The organism is Methylophaga thalassica MP, assembly GCF_000214595.1.
Taxonomy (GTDB): Bacteria; Pseudomonadota; Gammaproteobacteria; order Nitrosococcales; family Methylophagaceae; genus Methylophaga; species Methylophaga thalassica.
In genome coordinates this window covers 444,271-463,960 of sequence record NZ_AFIG01000001.1, presented here as the reverse complement: position 1 = coordinate 463,960, position 19,690 = coordinate 444,271, and the positions used below count along the sequence as shown (strand labels likewise).

The 19,690-nt window shown below is 45.7% G+C and carries 17 protein-coding genes; 5 read left to right on the top strand and 12 right to left on the bottom strand.

Features of this window, described 5'->3' with window-relative positions; all coding sequences use genetic code 11:
• Positions 1-9: 9 nt before the first annotated feature.
• From pqiB to MAMP_RS02170, 8 genes are all read right to left on the bottom strand, one after another.
• Positions 10-1,680 (bottom strand): intermembrane transport protein PqiB, encoded by a 1,671-nt coding sequence (gene pqiB, locus MAMP_RS02205; protein WP_007144341.1) that lies wholly within the window; start codon positions 1,678-1,680, stop codon positions 10-12.
• Positions 1,677-2,987 (bottom strand): paraquat-inducible protein A, encoded by a 1,311-nt coding sequence (locus MAMP_RS02200; protein WP_007144340.1) that lies wholly within the window; start codon positions 2,985-2,987, stop codon positions 1,677-1,679. Before MAMP_RS02200 ends, pqiB begins: the two co-directional genes overlap by 4 nt.
• A gap of 44 nt (positions 2,988-3,031) precedes the next feature.
• Complete coding sequence (locus tag MAMP_RS02195) at positions 3,032-4,231, bottom strand: BaiN/RdsA family NAD(P)/FAD-dependent oxidoreductase (RefSeq protein WP_007144339.1); 1,200 nt, start codon at positions 4,229-4,231, stop codon at positions 3,032-3,034.
• Positions 4,232-4,234: 3 nt separating this feature from the next.
• Positions 4,235-4,747 carry a YehS family protein gene (locus MAMP_RS02190; protein ID WP_007144338.1) on the bottom strand — a complete coding sequence of 171 codons (513 nt, stop codon included), beginning with the start codon at positions 4,745-4,747 and terminating at the stop codon, positions 4,235-4,237.
• 152 nt (positions 4,748-4,899) lie between these two features.
• Positions 4,900-7,848 carry a DUF748 domain-containing protein gene (locus MAMP_RS02185; RefSeq protein ID WP_007144337.1) on the bottom strand — a complete coding sequence of 983 codons (2,949 nt, stop codon included), beginning with the start codon at positions 7,846-7,848 and terminating at the stop codon, positions 4,900-4,902.
• Between the two features lie 89 nt (positions 7,849-7,937).
• A complete protein-coding gene (locus MAMP_RS02180) occupies positions 7,938-8,453 on the bottom strand; it encodes an ankyrin repeat domain-containing protein (protein ID WP_007144336.1) in 516 nt (171 codons plus the stop codon).
• A gap of 42 nt (positions 8,454-8,495) precedes the next feature.
• A complete protein-coding gene (locus MAMP_RS02175) occupies positions 8,496-10,151 on the bottom strand; it encodes an electron transfer flavoprotein-ubiquinone oxidoreductase (RefSeq protein ID WP_007144335.1) in 1,656 nt (551 codons plus the stop codon).
• Positions 10,152-10,154: 3 nt separating this feature from the next.
• Positions 10,155-11,087, bottom strand: coding sequence for a LysR family transcriptional regulator (locus MAMP_RS02170; protein ID WP_007144334.1), 933 nt, complete (start codon positions 11,085-11,087; stop codon positions 10,155-10,157).
• 103 nt (positions 11,088-11,190) lie between these two features.
• Between MAMP_RS02170 and MAMP_RS02165 the strand changes: the two genes are divergently transcribed.
• The 3 genes from MAMP_RS02165 to MAMP_RS02155 are packed head-to-tail and all read left to right on the top strand — an operon-like array spanning position 11,191 to position 13,661.
• The gene (locus MAMP_RS02165) at positions 11,191-11,943 is read left to right on the top strand and encodes an electron transfer flavoprotein subunit beta/FixA family protein (protein ID WP_007144333.1); all 753 of its coding nucleotides are present in this window, start codon (positions 11,191-11,193) and stop codon (positions 11,941-11,943) included.
• Positions 11,940-12,872: an electron transfer flavoprotein subunit alpha/FixB family protein gene (locus MAMP_RS02160; RefSeq protein WP_007144332.1), complete on the top strand. Its 933-nt coding sequence runs from the start codon at positions 11,940-11,942 to the stop codon at positions 12,870-12,872. The genes MAMP_RS02165 and MAMP_RS02160 overlap by 4 nt, the downstream gene beginning before the upstream one ends.
• 12 nt (positions 12,873-12,884) lie before the next feature.
• Positions 12,885-13,661, top strand: coding sequence for a ferredoxin--NADP reductase (locus MAMP_RS02155; RefSeq protein WP_007144331.1), 777 nt, complete (start codon positions 12,885-12,887; stop codon positions 13,659-13,661).
• Positions 13,662-13,677: 16 nt separating this feature from the next.
• Here MAMP_RS02155 and MAMP_RS02150 read toward each other — a convergent pair whose 3' ends face one another.
• The 3 genes from MAMP_RS02150 to mgtE form a co-directional block, all read right to left on the bottom strand.
• Positions 13,678-14,541 (bottom strand): MOSC domain-containing protein, encoded by an 864-nt coding sequence (locus MAMP_RS02150; protein ID WP_007144330.1) that lies wholly within the window; start codon positions 14,539-14,541, stop codon positions 13,678-13,680.
• A gap of 153 nt (positions 14,542-14,694) precedes the next feature.
• Entirely contained in the window at positions 14,695-14,766 is a 72-nt protein-coding gene (gene pqqA, locus MAMP_RS15830; RefSeq protein ID WP_081443609.1) for a pyrroloquinoline quinone precursor peptide PqqA, read from the bottom strand.
• A 129-nt stretch (positions 14,767-14,895) separates the two neighbouring features.
• Positions 14,896-16,326, bottom strand: coding sequence for a magnesium transporter (gene mgtE, locus MAMP_RS02145; protein ID WP_007144329.1), 1,431 nt, complete (start codon positions 16,324-16,326; stop codon positions 14,896-14,898).
• Positions 16,327-16,590: 264 nt separating this feature from the next.
• On the opposite strand from mgtE, the gene MAMP_RS02140 reads away from it, so the two are divergent.
• Entirely contained in the window at positions 16,591-17,205 is a 615-nt protein-coding gene (locus MAMP_RS02140; RefSeq protein ID WP_007144328.1) for a GTP cyclohydrolase II, read from the top strand.
• On the opposite strand, the gene MAMP_RS02135 is transcribed toward MAMP_RS02140, so the two are convergent.
• Positions 17,202-18,152 carry a LysR family transcriptional regulator gene (locus MAMP_RS02135; protein WP_007144327.1) on the bottom strand — a complete coding sequence of 317 codons (951 nt, stop codon included), beginning with the start codon at positions 18,150-18,152 and terminating at the stop codon, positions 17,202-17,204. The two genes, MAMP_RS02140 and MAMP_RS02135, sit on opposite strands and share 4 nt — an antisense overlap.
• 116 nt (positions 18,153-18,268) lie before the next feature.
• On the opposite strand from MAMP_RS02135, the gene MAMP_RS02130 reads away from it, so the two are divergent.
• Entirely contained in the window at positions 18,269-19,684 is a 1,416-nt protein-coding gene (locus MAMP_RS02130) for an acetyl-CoA carboxylase biotin carboxylase subunit (protein ID WP_007144326.1), read from the top strand.
• Positions 19,685-19,690 lie beyond the last annotated feature (6 nt).

Sequence of the window (19,690 nt, the reverse complement as noted above, 5' to 3'; positions counted from 1 at the left end):
CTCCTGAATTTATGGCTGAGCAGCAGGGGGTTGTGGGTCCGTCTGCTCGGTGCGATTAAAAATAAGTGCGTTGGGTTGTTCATTCAACGTCCGCACCAAGGGCTGTATGTCATTAATCAAACCTTCCAGACTCTTAATACTTTGCGATAAGTTCTGATATGCCGGTGCATCGGGTGACAATCCTTTCAGCGTTTCTCTTAATTCGGTCAGCGTCTGATTGACATTATCCGGTATGGTTTGTGTCTGAGGATTATTCACAAAGTTATCGATACTGACTGCCAGTTTTTGCACTTCTTGCAGCAACGCCTGAGAAGTTTTCAAGTTAGCATTTACTCCATCTAAAACAGGCTGTACATCGATACCATTTAACTTATCGAGTAAATTAGAGACTTTCATTTCCATCTGCGCGAGCTGTGATGACTTGGTCGGAATCACCTGTCGCTCTCTGAACATGGCGGTTTTAATCTCAGGCATGCCGGGTGTTTTGTCGATATTGATATCCACAAACATCGAACCGGTAAGTAAATTACCCGGTTTTAAAGTAGCGACCAGACCACGTTTAATCAGTCGATCAATACGCTCTTTCCACTCTTCAAGCAGACCATCATGGAAATCACCCAGCCGCTGAGGCTCGAGTCTGATAAGCACCGGAATAGCAAAACCATCCTTACCATTTCGCATTCTGGAGTTATATTCCCAGGGCACACTTTGTACTGTACCAATGCGCAGCCCCCTGAACTCTACAGGCGCACCTTCTGCCAAACCACGCACAGTATCCTTCACCATCAACACATATTCGATGTAGTGATCATAGCTCGCTTGTTGGGCTGCGGTCTGATTCGGGTATAGAGTGAACTCATCACCTGACTCCGCCGCTTTGTCATTTTCCATTTCCTGTAAAACACCAAAGCTGACACCACTGCTTAATAAGGTTTCAAGTGAGGCCAGGTTGATATTAAAGCCTTTCGAATCAAGGCTGATATTGACACCAGAAGAAGACCAGAAGCGGGTGCTTTTGGTGACCAACACATCATAGGGTGCTTCGATAAATAACTCATGGTGCATATGTTGATCACTGGCCGAGAACTCAGCTTTCTCCACCCGACCAACAATCTGGCCCTGATAACTGACCGGGTCACCGGGATTCAACGAAATTCCCAGAGGGCTGTCGAGACTGATACGAATTCCATCGCCGCTCAGTGACACCGGTGGTTGATCCAATACCTCAAAGTCACGCTTTTCCTGCTTTGACTTACCAGGTTCAAGTTGAATATACGCGCCGGACAGCACGGTATTTAAACCACTGATGCCTTCACGTCCAATACGCGGTTTTACAACCCAGAAACGTGTGTCCTCAACCAGGGTTGATGCTGCATCGGGGTCAATCCGGGCTTTGACCACAGCGTATTGCAAATCATCCGAAAGCTTCACTGATTCAACATGCCCAATTTCCACATTACGTGTTTTAATCAGCGTTTTGCCAGCAGCAATGCCCTCAGCATCACTCATCGTCAGATTAATCAGTGGCCCGGTGCTGAGATAATCATCCACAACCAACCAGGCACCGATTAATACCGCGACAATAGGAAGAATCCAAATCGGTGACCAGCTTGATGCTTTGCTGGCACGCGCAGTATCTAATTCGTCTGTTGTGTCAGTACTAGAGATATCTTCCGTCATACTTTCTTGCCCCGCATAGATCGTAACTCAGATTGAGGGTTATCCCAAATTAATCGTGAATCAAAGGTGATCGCTGCCAACATGGTTAGTACAACCACACTAGCGAAGGCCAGAGCGGCTGATCCGGGGGTGACAGAAATTAAGTCACCAGCATGAATCAAGGCCACCAGAATCGACACCACAAACACGTCTACCATAGACCATCGACCGATAAATTCGGTAATCCGATACAATTTCAAACGCGTCATTTGGCTTAGCTGATGAGCATTATTGACGGTCAGGCATAACCACGACAAGACGAGTAATTTGCCTATCGGCACCAAAATACTGGCAATAAAAATCACTAGTGCAATCGGCCAGGATCCATGTTGAATCAGATCAATCACTCCCCCCATGATGGTACTGTTTTTTTCCTGACCGAAGGTGGTGGTAGTCATAATGGGATAGACATTGGCTGGAATATACAGAATAGTTGCGGTGATGAGTAATGACATAGTTCGTTGCAGACTTTTAGGTGCACGTGCATGAAGAGGCTCGCCACAACGGATGCAATGATTATCGCCATTTTCATTAAGCGTATGAATCAAACCACAGGTCGGACAGCCCGTCAGCCCTTGTTCAGAGGCTCCTTGCCCGGTTCTGGTCTGCGCCGGCGCACGCGGTTCGCCAGCAATCGCAAACCACATCCAGTCGGCATCGATAGAACGTGTTGTCATCAATAATAAAAACGCAAAAACGGCGTAGGCCCAAAAGGCGATACCCAGCTGAATATCGGCCATGCCAGCAATTTTGAACAAGCTCACCAATGCACCGATAATAAACACATCAGCCATCATCCAGCTATCCAGATGTTTTAAGGTGCGCGCAATTTGCCGGTGTTTTATTTTTGGTTCTGAAAACAGCAAGACCAGTTGTAACCAGATCACTGAAAACAAATACAGCGCAGGAAGAATGATAATAGTCAGTGCCACCACAATGGCAACAATAGGCTGCTCAAAACTCAATAACATCGAAGCGGTTTGTTCGATTTCGATACTGTGGCCAATGCCTTTTATCGAAAAACTGACAAAGGGAAAGCTCACCGCGATCAATAATGCGATGACAGCACTGATGGCTAAAGCCAGACTGCGTTGGGCCGGACGGTAATGGCGTCTTACCAGAATATGTTGGCAACGTGGACACTGTGCGACTTCTCCGGCATGAAGTCGTGGTAAAGCAGACACCCAATCACATTCGTGACACGCCCGTAACCGACGTTGTCCGTTAATGTTCTTATCAAGCTTCTGTAGAGATACCGCTTGTTTCATGGCGTAATAACATCGCGTCTATTTGCTGCGTTAATCGATCCTGCTTACACATATTGCCCTGCACACCAACCACTTGACCATGCCCATTGGAAATTAAATCCGCCCAACCAGCCAGTCACATCCAGCACTTCACCTATAAAATATAAGTTTTCTGTGGTCTTGGCTTCAAAGGTCTTTGACGAAATGCCGTCCGTATCAACACCACCGCGGGTGACTTCCGCTGTGCGATAACCTTCTGTTCCGGAAGGCTTGATTGTCCAGTGGTGGAAAAACTGTGACAGCTTCTCTATTTCCTGATTTGATAACTGCTTGACCAATTTATCGCCTAAATCTGCAGCAATCAGTCCTAACCATGTCAACACAAATCGTTTCGGTAAATAATGCCCCAGCAGTGTTTTCAGCGTGGCTTTTTCTCCAGCCGTTTTCCATTGTTCAATTAACTCTGCCACTGATTGCGTTGGTAAGAAATCTATCGTGATCTCATCCGAACTGTACCAGTAGTTTGAGATCTGCAAAATGGCTGGCCCACTTAAGCCTCGATGCGTAAATAACAAGGCTTCATTAAAGGTTTGCTGACGACAAGTTACACTGATATCTATGGATACCCCGGCTAACTCCTGCGCCACGGTTAACCAGGCATCACTCAGCGTAAATGGCACTAACGCCGGTTCGGTCTCTTTCACTTTCAGGCCAAATTGTCTGGCAATTTTATAACCAAAGCCAGTGGCCCCCATTTTAGGAATAGACAAGCCACCCGTTGCAATCACCAGTGAATGACACTGGTACTCACCTCGCGGCGTATCGATGACAAACTGTTCATTGTCTTGTTTGCTGATGGCTGTAATGGCGGTATCAGTTTGAATGGTGACACCGCCCGTTTCACATTCTGCTAATAAAATATTCAGGATATCTCTGGCTTTATCATCACAGAATAATTCGCCCGCGCCTTTATCGTGGTAGGCCAGCTGGTAGCGCGAGACTAGCTCCAGAAAATCATACTGGGTGTAACGGCTTAATGCCGACTTACAAAAATGGGGGTTTGCCGACAGATAATTATCCGGCTCCATATACAGGTTGGTGAAATTACAACGACCACCGCCTGACATTAAGATTTTCTTACCCACCTTATTCGCATGATCTAACACTAATACCCGGCGTCCACGTTGACCGGCGGTAGCCGCACACATCAGACCTGCTGCACCGGCACCAATCACAATGCAGTCGAAGAATTGAGGACTCGTCAAAACTTACTTCTCTTTATCATCCAGTGACGGCCAGCTAAAGCCCTCAAGATCATTTTTCTTTGGGTGAAATTTCAGTTGCAGGCCTTGTAGAAAGTTACGTAACACCTGGTCTTTACAGGCACGGAAATGTTTATGATCCGGCTTTCTGAAAAACGCACTTAACTCATGCTTGCTCAGGCTGAAACCTTCCAGCTGCAATACATCTAATATTTCGTCACTTTGTAAGTTAAAGGCTATCTTGAGCTTTCTGAGGATAATATTGTTGTTGAGCGACTTTTCCGGCTTCGGTTGCTCGCCTTCTTTTTTACCACGCAAATGGTTAATCAATCCGTTCAGGAAGGTCGCCATCTGTTTGTCATTCAGTGATTGGTATTCAGGATCATCGTCTTTCTTCAACCACTGGCGCACATCGTCGCGGCTCACCGTCATATCGGCTTGTTCAAAAATCGAAATCATCGTCGCGTCATTGACGTCGAGGATATAACGGATTCGTCTTAAAACGTCATTATTCGTCACACATTTTTCCTAAAGGCGGGAGCCAACTAACAGGCTATTAATATCAGTGCATACTTTAACAGGATGCCGTATGGAACGTGGCATAGACATCTTCTAAGTCAGCTTTTAAGCCTGTAAATCGCTCTACTATTCTCGTCTCTGTCGTGTTTGATTTATTGCGAGCGCAAATCAAAGCGCATCACGACTTCCTCGTCTTTGGCATCAACCGCGCTGATAGCATCAGCATAGAGTTGCGCATCACTGAGTTTTGCCTGCTGTTTTATATAAGCCATCACAGCATCTTGTCTGGCTTGTGCGAGCTGCTTCAGATCGGCTTCAGAAACCGTTTTTTTAGCGACTAAAGCGATTTTGAGTTTGCTGTTATAGGCGAGTAAATCGATAGACGGGTCTTGGTCATCAGCCGCCGTATTTTTAGCCATCACCTCCAGTTTCAGCACAGATAAGTCAGGGCTTATAGCTTGTTCCGTATACAAACGCTCTAATACGGTTTTCCGACGTTCTAATAATTGCTGTTCAGCATCCGTTTGTTTTAAGCCTGTTTCGATGTCCTCTTCCACCGCTTTTAGCTGAAGTTGCTGACGATCAATACTTTCTGCATAAGGTGCAGGAATTTCCAGTGTTAATTGTGGGCGTTGTGCCAGGGCTTCTGTGAGTTTTAATAAGGCTTCTTTTTGTGGTGGTGTCAGCTCAGCTCGTCCGGCAGCAAAACGAATATCACTCACTGGCTGATCATCGCCTCCGATCAGGTTAGCCAAGAAACGGAAAGGCGAGGTCACAATATTACGGATCGCATTAAAAATGGCTTTACGTATGGCCGGCCCCATCTCAAACTGAGGATTGTTCACATCCCCGGTCACCGGAATACTTAAGTCAATCACCCCGTCACTGTTTTTTAATAAGGCCACCGCCAGATCCAGCGGCAAATCTACTGCATTCGGCGATTCCACCCGTTCACCTAAACGAATATCGCGAATCACCAGACTGTTATTGGCATTTAACGATCCATCCTGGATGGCATAATTGAGTTTCACATCCGCACGGCCATCAGCAATTTTTCTACCCGCAAATTTGATGGTGTAGGGACTCATCGCTGGCAAATCAAGATTGCTGAATGACAGCACCACATTACTTTTCTCCGTAATATTAAACGGTGCCAGACTGCCTTTGATTTCGACCATGCCAAACTCTTGTACCTGACCTTCCAGGTTCAACTCGACGGCTTGGTCGGATTGGGTAGAAAAACCACTGATTTCACCATCCAGCGAACGCATTTGGGTATCAAATACAATCGGTAGACTTTCATCGGTAAAGCGTGAACTGGCGTCTTTAATGCTCACCTGTCCAATCGACACTTTATAAGGGTCATCCTTAGCTTTAGTTTCAGCGGTGGTCGCTGTTGTTTTAGTCGGCTGCTCTTTTAACAACATACGTAAATTAGTCACGCCTTCTTGATTAATAAAGATACGGCTATACAACTTATTGACTTCAATATCTGAAATTGCCAAGTCTTTATTTTTCAGCGAAAAATCGATGGTGTTAACGGATAATTTCTCCAGACTGAACAGTTTCTCTTTCAGGTTTTGATTATCTATCTGCAGTGAGGATAAGGCTAAGTCGCCTTTGACCAATAAAGCATCATCTGTATTACTTTTGAGTGAAGCATTGGCGGATATCTGCCCATCCTGCAGGCTGACATAGGCATATTCATGGATATAAGGCTGCAGCGGTTTCAATGATAGCTGGTCGACTTTCGTGTCTGCGGTCACCATCAGCACAGGGAATAGCTGCAATTCACCATCAGCAGATAGCTCACCACCAGAACCGACTTTAATACGGCTGGTAAAGGGCATTTTCTGATTATCTGCCAAACTCAGATTCTTCAGGCTCGCCGCCACATTTAATGTCATATTTGAGGCTAATTCCGGCTGCTGGTCTTCAATAGACAGAGCAACATCTTTCAGTTCGACTTCAGCAATAGCTAATTTAAATGCGGGTGTCTCTTCTGACGACGCTGTCTCTTCGGTGTCAGATTTGGGCAAGGCTTCGATGAGTTGCAACCAGTTAATCTCGCCCTGTTTGTTATGCAATGCAGCCAGTTTGGCATTGCTCACCACGACATTATCCATCGTTAATTGATTTTCCGGATATTGATAATGCCCGTTCTCAACGTTTAACTGACCATCAGTGATTAACGCTTTTGTGATGCCCGGCTGATATACATCCAGCTTAGAAAGCTGAATAGTGGTGTTGTTAATATCGACGTTGGGCTGTTCTCCAGCCAGGTTCAAATCGTAGTCAAGTTTAATATCCACCACCCCCTGCTTTAACTCAACAGGTAACTGCGCTTTAAAATAACGATACGGTGTCTGCAGGTTAAACTGACTTAAGGTGAGCTGACCCGATAGGCTCAGTGGCGATAAGGAAAAATCACCTGCTATGGTTAAGTTGGCTTTATCTTCAAGCGCAATAGCTAAGCGGGTGTTTGCTGTCTCACCTGCTTTGGTAGAAAAATTCTTTAATTGGAAATTAATGGGTGACAGTTCCGTTTTAAACGTTTCGGCTGGCACATTATCGACATAATGCAGCTGACCCTCTTCAAAACTCAGCGTATCTAAAACGACATTAAATAGCGGCTCACCTTCTTCTGAAACCGCTTGCTCAGTGGAAGTGGGTTCAGCATCCGGCTCTGGAGCGGTTTCCTGCCATGTAGTGGCTAACTTTGTCAGCGTATTTTCTGTATCTGAATCACGCTCGAAATAGAGGTTAACACCATCAATATCAATGTTACGAATAAGAATATTGCGTTTAACTAACTGGCTCGGATCAACATTGATATAAACCGACTCCCATGCTGCAAGCGGCTCATTTTCTTTGGTTTTAATATCCAATCCCGTCACACTTAATTCGAAAGTATAGGGATTAAAACGTATCTCCTGCACTTGAGCCTGCAGGTGTAAGCGTTGAGCTAATGTATTTTTCAACTGCTTTTCAGCCAGCCAGGGCAGCAGATAAAAACCGGCTAGCGTGTAAATCACGCTCAAACTCAGCAGGCTAATAATCAGGCGGCGGTGACGAAACAGAAACGTCTTAACTGATGACATCGGAATCATTCTTTACTTGATGGGATAAATTAATAGTACACAATTCAGTTCGCTGCACCAATTTATCTCTACTTGCCAGGCAAAGCGTATCAGGCATTTCTGAGCCGTTCCCGGGTGTCAGCAGCCCCCATGGCATCAGCCAACATTAAGGCTGTTTTGCCCTCATCCGTCATCATACTGGCATCAGCCCCATGCGTCAGAAGACACTCCACCACTTCGAGTTGGTTAAACATCGCAGCAAACATCAGTGCGGTTTTGCCATCCGGTGTGGTCGCATTGACATTAGCCCCATGCTCAATCAATAACTCAGCAATGTCTTTGTAGCCTTTAAAGGCCACGCCAGCTAACGGTGTTTGCTGACGATCATTGGCAAGTTCTGGGTCGGCACCATGCGCCAATAATAGTTTTGTCATGTCGTAGTGACCGTTGTAACTGGCTAACATCAACAAACTATCGCCGTTGCCAGTTCGGATATTCACCGGCAAGCCCATTTCCAGTGATTTCTTTAACTCGTCCGCTTTGCCATCGCGCACTAACTGAAACACCAGCTGAGCTAACTCATAGGTTTTTTCATCCATTTCTGGATTTGCATCATTTTCTGCCATCACATCATCCTCTTATTCTGTTGGTGTCAGTCAGTATCACCCTTACATGCCTTTATATACCGGCCCACTACCACCTTCTGGTGGCACCCAGACAATATTCTGGGTTGGATCTTTGATATCACAGGTTTTGCAGTGTATGCAGTTCTGAGCATTAATCTGTAATGAGGGTTCACCTGCCTGCTCGATAATTTCATACACCCCGGCCGGGCAATAACGTTGCTCTGGTGCATCATAGTTAGTGAGGTTAATCCTGATCGGTACCGTTTTGTCTTTTAACTGCAGGTGGCAAGGTTGATTATCATCATGAACAATATTGCTTAAGTCGATTGACGACAGCCGATCAAAGGTCAGTTCACCATCCGGTTTCGGGTAGTCAATTTTTTCCGCCTGGCTTTTTGGCTTAAGACTGTCGTGGTCGGCTTGCTGATGGTTTAAGGTCCATGGAAACTTAATATGTAAAGCGCTTAACCACAGCTCAACGCCAGCCAGTGCGCCGCCTACCAAATTACCAAACCGTGACAATAATGGTTTAAAGTTGCGTACCTTTTCCAGCTCTTTCCAAACCCATGAGTCATTTAACTTAATGGGATATTCCATAAGTAAACGCTTACCACCCTCACTCTCGGCAGCAAAATAATCAAAAGCGGCTTCTGCTGCTAACATGCCAGATTTCATCGCATTATGGCTGCCTTTAATCTTAGCTACATTCACCATACCTGCACTGCAACCAATAAATGCACCGCCCGGAAAAATCAGATCGGGCAGAGATTGCAAACCACCTTCACTAATCGCTCTGGCGCCATAACTAAGACGCTTACCACCCGTTAACATCGACCGTATCTCCGGATGAGTTTTAAACCGTTGAAATTCTTCAAAAGGAGACAGGTAAGGATTGCTGTAATCTAAATGCACCACCATCCCAATAGACACTAATTGCTCACCGTAGTGATACACAAATGCCCCACCGCCGGTATCGTCAGATAATGGCCAACCAAAACTATGACTCACATAACCTGGCTGATGTTGCTGTTCTGGAATACGCCAGATTTCTTTTATGCCTAAGCCGAACTTGGCTGGTCGGTTTTCATCTCGCAACTTGAAATGTGACTCTAACTGACGGGCCAGCGACCCTCTGGCTCCCTCTGCAATAAAAGTAAAAGGCGTCTGAATTTCAATGCCGTCAACAAACTGTGCTGTTTCTTGACCCTGGGCATCTCTACCCATGTCTCCGGTAATGACGCCAATCAGATTACCTTCCTCATCATATAAGGCTTCTTGTGCAGAAAATCCGGCATATATTTCCACACCGAGCTGTTCAGCCTGCTCGGCTAACCAACTGCATAGTTCACCCAGACTACCGATATAGTTACCATTATTTTTCATCAAGGGCGGCATCAGCCAGTGGGGAATCGTCCAGGCTTTATTGCCCGTCATAAACTGAAACTTATCATCGCTTACGGGTGTTTTTAATGGTGCGCCCTTTTCTTTCCAATCCGGTATCAGCTCATTTAAAGCGATGGGATCAATCACCGCGCCAGACACAATTTGTGCACCGACTTCTGCCGCTTTTTCCAACACACAGACGCTGAGCTCTTTTCCTGCATCATTGGCTAATTGTTTAAACCGGATAGCCGCAGCCAGCCCTGCTGGCCCAGCCCCGACAATCAATAAGTCATAATTCATTACATCGCGTTGCATGATTTATTCCTTAATTATTCGCGTTAAATTAACCTCGTCACTACGAGAGACATCGGCGGTAATCGATTTACACAAAGCCAAAAACTCACGCATGCCAGTGGTCTGATATTTCTGCTTATGCCAGAGAAAATAAAAGTAGCGCCCCAAATCTAAGGCGGGTGTATTCACCGGCACTAAACTGCCACGGCGGAAAGCATCTTTTAATGCCAAACGAGAAATACAGCCGATGCCTAACCCCGATTCAACCGTACGTTTCACCGCTTCGGTATGCTCCAACTCCAGACGAATATTGAGCTGAGAATGGTAATTATGAAAAGCACGATCAAAGGTCTCCCGGGTGCCCGACCCTTTCTCCCGTAAAATCCATGGCTCGGCCAGTAACTGCTGCATAGTTACTTTTTTCTTCGTTGCCAGCGGATGCTGCGGAGCACAAAACACCACTAATTCATCAGCAATCCAGGTTTCCACCTCAATATCCGGATGATGACAGCCGCCTTCGATCAGACCAAGATCAAGTTCATGATTAGCAATCTGTTCAATAATAGTTTTGGTGTTGTGAACCTGCAGCTCAATACGGCTATCGTCATGCTCATGTAAAAACTCAGCGACCAACAACGTCGCCAAATAATTGCCAATGGTCAGTGTCGCGCCGATTTTCATCAGACCGTAACCAGCATGACCTTCCATCAGGTTATGAATCTCCTGGGCGCGGTCTAATAACTCCACGGCATGCGGTAACAATTGCTGACCCGCCTGGTTAATTCGTAAGGACTTACCGACCCGGTCAAACAGTTGCACATTATATTGTTTCTCAAATTCCGCCAGCGCCGTACTCGCTGCAGATTGTGAAAGAAACACGGCCTGAGCCGCTTTGGACACACTGCCTGTTCGACTGACAGCAACAAAAATTTCGAGTTGTCTTAGACTGAATTTCATGTTTTTACATATCTATTTATTAGATAGATAATATCTAAATAATCAATTTAACAAATATTGTACGCCACTATAAAATGCTCAGCAAACCTTAAGAGGAAATGTGATGAAAATTTTAGTCGCGATAAAACGTGTAGTGGATTACAACATCAAGGTCGGCATCAAAGCCGATGGTTCCAATGTGGATATCGACGGCGTCAAAATGAGTGCCAATCCCTTTGATGAAAATGCGATTGAACAAGCTATTCGCCTGAAAGAGCAGGGAAAAGCCACTGAGATTGTTGCTGTATCGATAGGATCAGCCGCTAATCAGGATGTGCTTCGCCATGCACTGGCGATGGGAGTAGATCGTGCCGTCTTAGTCGAACATGAGGCTGAAGTGCAATCGCTGGAAGTCGCCAAACTATTAAAAGGCGTTGTAGAACAGGAACAGCCAGACCTGATTATTCTGGGCAAACAAGCCGTTGACGATGATGCCGGGCAGGCAGGGCAAATGCTTGCCGCATTATTGAATTACCCTCAGGGCACGTTCGCCTCGGCTTTAGACATTGAAGCTAATGAAGCCATTGTCACCCGTGAAGTAGATGGCGGTACGGAAACATTGGCCTTGCAGTTGCCGGCGGTGGTCACGGCGGACTTACGCTTGAATGATCCCCGTTTCGTCAAATTACCGAATCTGATGCAGGCGAGGAAAAAACCCATTGAAACACTCGTGGCTGCAGATCTGGTATCAGATCTTAGCGCCAGACTGTCTTTATTACAGGTGGCAGAACCACCTGCACGTAAGCCTGGCATCAAAGTCGATAGTGTTGATGCTTTATTGCAGCAACTACGCGCAAAAGAGGGAATTGAACTATGAGCACATTAGTCTTAGCAGAACATAATGGTCAGCAACTACATAACGACGTTCGTCATGCTGTGACTGCTGCTCAATCTTGGGGACAGCCGGTTCACCTGTTAGTTTTAGGCCACCAATCTGAAAAGATTGCTGAACAGGCCGCCACGATTCATGGCGTCAGTCGAGTATTACATGTCGATGCGCAGCAGTTTGCCCATCCGATCGCAGAAGATGTCAGCAATCAAATTAACTCGATAATCACTGATTATCAGGTCTTGATTGCTGCCCATTCTTCATTTAGTCGCAATGTTTTACCTCGAGTAGCGGCACTCAATGATGTAGCGATGATATCCGATGTGTTGGACATTCAATCTGACAATCGTTACCTGCGTGCTATCTACGCCGGTAATGTACACACCACTATACAAAGTCGTGATACACGCCAAATTCTGACAGTGCGTGGCAGCAAGTTTGCCGCGGCTGAATTAAATGGTCAGGCTGAAATAACGACTATTACAGCAGTAGCGCCTTTCACTAAAACACGCTGGATCAGCGAGTCACGTATTGAGTCAGACAGACCTGCTCTGAACTCGGCCAAAGTGGTGGTATCAGGCGGACGCTCATTAGGCAGTGCAGAAAAATTTGATGCCTTACTTAATCCATTGGCTGAAAAACTCGGTGCGGCACTGGGCGCGACCAGAGCAGCGGTGGATGCAGGTTATGCACCGAATGAAATTCAGGTCGGTCAAACAGGTGTGACAGTAGCACCTGAACTGTATTTTGCTGTCGGCGTATCTGGTGCGGTGCAACACACGGCCGGTATGAAAGACAGCCGGATTGTGGTTGCCATCAACCAGGATCCTGACGCACCGATTTTCCAAGTGGCTGACTACGGTTTGGTCGCTGATTTGTTTGATGCCGTGCCAACTTTAACCAATGCCCTTTCATAAAAAGAGATAACGATGAGTACATTTGCAAGCGAACGCGTATTAAGCGTACATCACTGGGATGACAATCTGTTTAGCTTCAAAACGACTCGTGATCCGGGTCTGCGTTTTGAAAATGGTCAATTTGTGATGATTGGCCTTGAGGTCGACAATAAGCCATTAGTCCGTGCTTACAGTATTGCCAGCCCGAATTATGATGAAAATCTGGAATTTTTCAGCATCAAAGTCCCCAACGGGCCACTCACCTCACGCCTGCAACATTTAAAGGTAGGTGATGAAGTTCTAGTCAGTAAAAAACCGACAGGCACCCTGGTGGTTCATGATCTCAAACCGGGTAAAAACCTGTATTTGTTTTCAACCGGCACCGGACTCGCACCTTTTCTCAGCGTAATTCAGGATATTGAAGCCTATGACCGCTTTGAAAAAATTATTCTGGTACATGGGGTGCGTTATCTTAGTGAGCTGGCCTATGCCGACTTTATTGAAAAAGAATTACCTGAGAATGAATTCTTTGGTGAGCTGGTCAGAGAGAAGTTGATCTATTATCCCACCGTGACACGTGAACCCTTCCGAAATGAGGGGCGACTGACGGATCTGATTACTAGTGGCAAACTGTTTGAAGATATTGGCTTACCGCCGCTTGATCCTGCCCACGACAGAGCGATGATCTGCGGTAGCCCACAAATGTTAAATGACACAGCGGCATTACTAGATGAAAGAGGATTTGTGGTTTCCCCTCGTATCGGTGTGCCTGGCGACTATGTAATCGAGCGTGCTTTTGTTGAAAAATAATGGGCTGTGAAGCGCATCATTTAAGGAAAACCTCATCACCAATCTGGATTATACCGGCTTCAGCAATCACACCATAAACGCCCAGATTCTGATCAGCCTGCTTCACAATGGTTCGAAGCATGCCTGTATCTGTGGGAATATGGCGCTGTTGTCGGGTGATCGCTCCACAACGTGGTGTTGTGCCACAACATTGCACATAAGTCTGACCAATCTGAATCGTTTTATCTAACCAGGCCTGTTCAACCAAGCCTTCCATCCCCGGTAAGGTTTCAATAACAATATTGGGACGAAAGCGTTCCACAGCCCAATCAGACTCGGGTTTAAGCTGTTTCATATAATCAAGAGTGGCCGTAGTGAGCAGATGAAAAGGCGTGACTAAGAAAAATGTGCCGGGCAAGGACACATATTCCTGGGCTTGTTCGGGCAAGTTATCCAAATCTGGTAAAGCTTCTCCCGGCTCCCGATCAAACGTGGCTTTTAATTCTTCCAGCCAGGTGTGATCGTCTTGTTTATAACGTTTGTAGAAATCTTGTTCTTCAATGGGTTTGAGCGGCTGCAAGGTGGAATCGAAGCCCGTCAACAGGGTCAGCAACTGATTCACCTGCGGCTCATCACTGCCAATCACTGCGCCGTCAGGAAAAGTAATATCGACCTGATCGTCGGGTCCGCTCGCATCACCACGCCGACACTTCGCACTGCAACGCAATAATTGAGGCCGAAACTTACAGCTTTGAATTTCCTGCCGCTGTGTATCCTGCAATGCCCAGATACGATCACCGGTTAAACCATTTTCGCCTAAATAACCTTGTTCAAGCTGTTCTCCCGCCATCCCTTTGACCGGATACCGCCAGATTTGTTTGACTGTGCCAACCTTGAACATAAAGCCACCCTATCTTCATTATGCAGAAACTGATGCTCAGCTTAGGGTCTATCTGAATTCATGTATATCAGGAAATTTACGTAGATAATTTTTCTGCAGGCATAAAAAAAGCCCCAACTAGTGGGGCTTTTTTGCTCTCGATTTGAGAAACTATTATCTGTTGCAGATGTACATAGTTACTTCGAAACCGAAACGCATGTCTGAATATTCTGGTTTAGTCCACATGATAATCACCTCGCTTTGTGTTTGTTAGTACGGTTCCCATATTACGAGCCTGTAACAAATCGCAATAGCGTATTTTTCTTTTGATCACTCAGGATTTTCCTGAGTGCAGATAAAATATCCACCTTTCATTCACGTCGGTAAAAGCAAAGAAGCCAGGCTTAGAAATATCAGAAACCCCAGAGTATCCGTCATTCCGGTGGTAATAATGCTGCTGCCCAGCACCGGATCCTGTTTCAGCTTTTTTAAAATCAATGGAATACTGACCCCAATTAATGCCGCTAACACCATCGTGCATGACATCGCTAGCATCATCACAAAAGCTAAACCCAGGTTATGATACAAAATTAAGGTTAACAATCCGGTCAGACTTCCCCATATCAAACCGTTAACAGCAGCCACGGAAAACTCTTTTATATAGAGACGCCGCAGATTATTAGCATCAAGCTGTTTTAATGCCAGACCACGAATCACTAACGCCACCACCTGATTGCCCGTATTTCCGCCAATATTCGCGGTGATCGGCAATAATGCAGCTAGCGCCACCATACTGCTGATGGTGGTCTGGAACTGATCTATGACCCGGGAAGCAATCAATACAATCACCAGATTAAGCGCAATCCAGGGCCAACGGTTTTTTGCTGACTTCATCATCGGGTCAAACAGGTTTTCTTCTTTCGATAAACCAGCCTGAGCCAGAAACTGACGCTGGGACTGTTCTTCCAGTAAATCCATCAAGGAGCTGACACGCAATACGCCAACCAGTTTCTGATGCGCATTAATGACCGGAGCAACCAATAGTTCATAACGCTCAAAATCACGTGCTGCTTCATCAGCAGAGTCGGTAGTATGAAAAATATGGACTTGTTTCAACATACTGTCTGCCACCCGCAACTCACCAGATTTGATTAATAAATCCGAGACAAGCAACAATCCCTGAAATAAACCTGCCGAGTTAATCACCAGAATAAAACCCGACTCATCTGGCAACTTCCCTTTCTGCCGTAATTCACGTAACACTTGATCTAAGGTTTGATGATCAAATACCACGGTAAAGTCATATTCCATCCATGCACCGACACTTTCTTCAGGAAAAAGTAAGGTGGACTGGACATTTTCACGCTGCTGTTCTGGTAATGAAGATAAAACACTATGACCGACTTCATCGGGTAATTCTTGCATTAAATCGGCGATTTCATCGGTATCAAGATGCGATGCTGCCCGAATCAAATCCGTCGGGTTTAGTTCTGCTAATAATGTTTGCCGTAAACTGTCGGATAACTCGAGCAATACGGCCCCCATATGCTCGCTATCAAGCAGTTGCCATATAAAAGAACGTTGCACAGGGGGTAATTGCTCAAGCAAGTTCGCAATATCGTATGGATGTAAGCGATTTAACAATTGCTGAATTTCACCTTGATATTGTTTTACGGTGAGCAATTCGACCAAAGCCTGTTTACCTTTATTTTCTTGTCGCATTGTCAGTGTTTCTACTAGTTCCTGACGATTCAGCAAGTCATAAATTAAATGGAATATATGCTCTGTTTGCTTGATTTGTTGCACGCAACACGCCTCATCATGTTTATTTGCCGATCCCTTAGTATGCGTCAGAGATATTTCAATCTGATGATCGTCCTGGCTATGGCAGAGCGGGAAAACCTTCCGTTATTTCAATAAATTATTCTTAAAAAGAGTCAGATGCAGTAAAATTGCCGATTGCTTTATTTAACGTTGCCTTACATTGTGAACACAAACCGCCCTAACCTATTCACTGCGTTGCTCAGACGAATTAAACACTGTTTTCAATCTTCCAGAGACACGTCACCCGTGGCGATTCGGACAACTGTTCAGTTGCCGATCATTCTGGCTGATGGCAGTGAAGCAATGGCAGAAATGTATAGTTTTTCAGGTTTAGCAGATGACAAAGAACATTTTGCGTTAAAACTCGGCAGCCCGGATCCACAGCACCCATTAGTGAGATTGCACTCAGAATGTGTCACAGGTGATGCATTGGGTTCAGCACGCTGCGATTGTGGACCGCAATTGCAGGAAGCCTTGAGTTTGTTTAATAAAGAAGGTGGTTATTTATTGTATCTGCGTCAGGAAGGCCGAGGCATTGGCCTCTATGAAAAGCTGGATGCCTATCGCTTACAAGAACAGGGGCACGACACCTTTACCGCCAATCTTAAACTCGGCCATAACGTCGATGAACGCGATTATCAGGCGGCGGCCGACATCCTCAATGCCTTAGGTCTTAATCAGATTATGCTCATGACCAATAATCCGGATAAACGCCAGCAACTGGAAAATGCCGGTATTCAGGTGCATGGAACCCGGCCCACCGGTGTCTTTGCTAATCGTCATAACCATCTTTATCTGCAATCTAAAATTCAACGGGCCAATCACCAGATCAATATTGACGAGTTATTAACTAAACCCTAAACAATATCAAGTGACTGAAAATATTGATGAATTTCTTTCAGGTTAGTCTGAATATATTCTAAAAAAGCCTGAGTAACAGGCGTCGCATGTTTGCCTTGCGGTGACACCAGACACCAACTGCGGCGTAATGGAAAACCTTTAATAACCGGACTTACCAATTGGCCCAGACGCAATTCTGACAATACACTCAATCTCGGCAATACTGACACACCTAATCCCGCTAAAACCGCATGTTTCAATGCATCATTAGAGCCAAACTGCATGGTCACATTGAGTGATAAACGCTGCTGCTGACAGTGTTGCTCAAGTGCCAGACGATTGCCCGACCCAGATTCACGACTCAGTAACTTCGCATCAAGAAACTGCTGGGGATGGATATTTTTTTTTGTCGCCAGCGGATGATGAACAGGGACCACGGGTATTAATTCATTATCGAGAAAGGGTAAAGACGATAATGAGCGATCATTAGGCACCAGCCCCATAATCACCAAATCTTCTTTATTGTCATTAAGCCTTTCAATCGCCTGCGTTCGGTTAACAATATTCAGATTGACGTTTACCGATGGATACAACTGTAAAAAACCGCGTAATAAATGCGGCACCGCGTATTGAGCTGAACTGACCGCACACAGATTTAGTTCACCTGACAATTTCCCCTCAAGCTTATGCAGATCACTTTGCAGACTCGCCACTTGCTCAAAAATGGCTTCAATATGTTCAGCAACCCGCTCCCCCGCACGTGTGCAGTAGAGCTTACGACCGACATATTCAAATAACGGCTGGCCTAATGCCGACTCGAGCTTTTTGATTTGTGAACTGACGGCTGGCTGAGTCAGGCCTAAACTTTCTGCCCCCTTTCCATAACCTTGTTGTTGGTATACCGCCAGGAATACCTGCATTTGACGGAAAGACAGTCGACTGATTAATTGCTGTAAAGTCAATGACATAAAAATGAAGAAACCTTATATATAAGTAATTACTTATCACTAATCAAAATTATATCAATTTTTCATTATGTATGAATTACTCTAGCCTATTTCCTAGATTCAATCTGGAGTAGCTCATGTTGAAAAAAGTGTTAATCGCCAATCGTGGTGAAATTGCCGTGCGCATTGTCCGCGCATGTGCAGAGATGGGCATCCGTTCAGTTGCTATTTATACCGAACCCGATCGTTATGCCTTACATGTAAAACGTGCAGACGAGTCCTATTCACTCGGCGATGATCCACTGGCAGGTTATCTTGACCCATTGCGTATTGTGAACTTAGCGGTTGAAACGGGCTGCGATGCTATCCATCCAGGCTATGGTTTTTTATCTGAAAATGCCGAATTTGCTCGTTTATGTGAAAAAAATAACATCACTTTCGTTGGGCCGAAATCCAGCGTCATCGAAAAGATGGGTGACAAAACTGCAGCCCGTGACAGCATGCGTGATGCCGGCGTCCCTATTACACCGGGCTCTGACGGCAACTTGGCCGATTTAGACGAAGCGTTAGCCCTCGCTGAAGAAGTGGGTTATCCGGTAATGATCAAAGCCACATCTGGCGGCGGTGGTCGTGGTATTCGCCGTTGTGACAGTGCCAATGAGCTGCGTCAACAATATCCACGTGTCATTTCTGAAGCAACAAAAGCTTTTGGTTCGGCTGAAGTCTTCCTTGAAAAATGTATCGTGAATCCGCGCCATATTGAAGTTCAAATCCTGGCTGACAGCGAGGGCAATGTGGTGCATTTATACGAGCGTGACTGTTCCATTCAACGCCGTAATCAAAAACTGATTGAAATTGCACCCAGTCCGCAGCTCACTCCTGAACAACGTGATTATGTCGGCGGTCTTGCTGTCAAAGCCGCTCAAGCAGTGAATTATGAAAATGCCGGCACGGTCGAGTTTTTACTGACCGGTAATGAAGTGTATTTCATGGAAATGAATACCCGCGTTCAGGTAGAACATACCATTACCGAACAAATTACAGGTATTGATATTGTGCGTGAACAGTTGCGCATCGCATCTGGCCTACCATTAAGCTACCGCCAGCAAGATATCGCCTATCGCGGTTATGCCTTACAGTTCCGGATTAACGCCGAAGATCCAAAAAATGATTTCCTGCCCAGTTTCGGACGTATTACGCATTACTACGCACCAGGTGGTCCGGGTGTACGTGTTGATACAGCAATATATACCGGTTATGAAATTCCACCTTATTTCGACTCCATGTGTCTGAAATTGGTGGTCTGGGCACTGGATTGGGAAGATGCGATTAGTCGTGGTCAACGCGCCTTGGATGATATGCGTTTGCACGGCATTAAAACCACAGAGAATTATTACAAGCAGATTCTCAATCATCCCGATTTCCGCTCTGGTCATTTCGACACAAGTTTTGTGCCTAACCATCCGGAATTACTCAACTATTCGAATAAACGACGTCCCAGCGCAGTGGCGCTGGCTTTGGCCACTGCAATTGCAGCCCATGCAGGCTGGTAAGCCTTA

What these genes read in the sequence shown, in the direction of transcription:
- pqiB (WP_007144341.1), bottom strand. Translation starts at nt 1,680, where the DNA reads ATGACGGAAGATATCTCTAGTACTGACACAACAGACGAATTAGATACT.
- MAMP_RS02200 (WP_007144340.1), bottom strand. Translation starts at nt 2,987, where the DNA reads ATGAAACAAGCGGTATCTCTACAGAAGCTTGATAAGAACATTAACGGA.
- MAMP_RS02185 (WP_007144337.1), bottom strand. Translation starts at nt 7,848, where the DNA reads ATGTCATCAGTTAAGACGTTTCTGTTTCGTCACCGCCGCCTGATTATT.
- MAMP_RS02180 (WP_007144336.1), bottom strand. Translation starts at nt 8,453, where the DNA reads ATGGCAGAAAATGATGCAAATCCAGAAATGGATGAAAAAACCTATGAG.
- MAMP_RS02175 (WP_007144335.1), bottom strand. Translation starts at nt 10,151, where the DNA reads ATGCAACGCGATGTAATGAATTATGACTTATTGATTGTCGGGGCTGGG.
- MAMP_RS02170 (WP_007144334.1), bottom strand. Translation starts at nt 11,087, where the DNA reads ATGAAATTCAGTCTAAGACAACTCGAAATTTTTGTTGCTGTCAGTCGA.
- MAMP_RS02165 (WP_007144333.1), top strand. Translation starts at nt 11,191, where the DNA reads ATGAAAATTTTAGTCGCGATAAAACGTGTAGTGGATTACAACATCAAG.
- MAMP_RS02160 (WP_007144332.1), top strand. Translation starts at nt 11,940, where the DNA reads ATGAGCACATTAGTCTTAGCAGAACATAATGGTCAGCAACTACATAAC.
- MAMP_RS02155 (WP_007144331.1), top strand. Translation starts at nt 12,885, where the DNA reads ATGAGTACATTTGCAAGCGAACGCGTATTAAGCGTACATCACTGGGAT.
- MAMP_RS02150 (WP_007144330.1), bottom strand. Translation starts at nt 14,541, where the DNA reads ATGTTCAAGGTTGGCACAGTCAAACAAATCTGGCGGTATCCGGTCAAA.
- MAMP_RS02135 (WP_007144327.1), bottom strand. Translation starts at nt 18,152, where the DNA reads ATGTCATTGACTTTACAGCAATTAATCAGTCGACTGTCTTTCCGTCAA.
- MAMP_RS02130 (WP_007144326.1), top strand. Translation starts at nt 18,269, where the DNA reads ATGTTGAAAAAAGTGTTAATCGCCAATCGTGGTGAAATTGCCGTGCGC.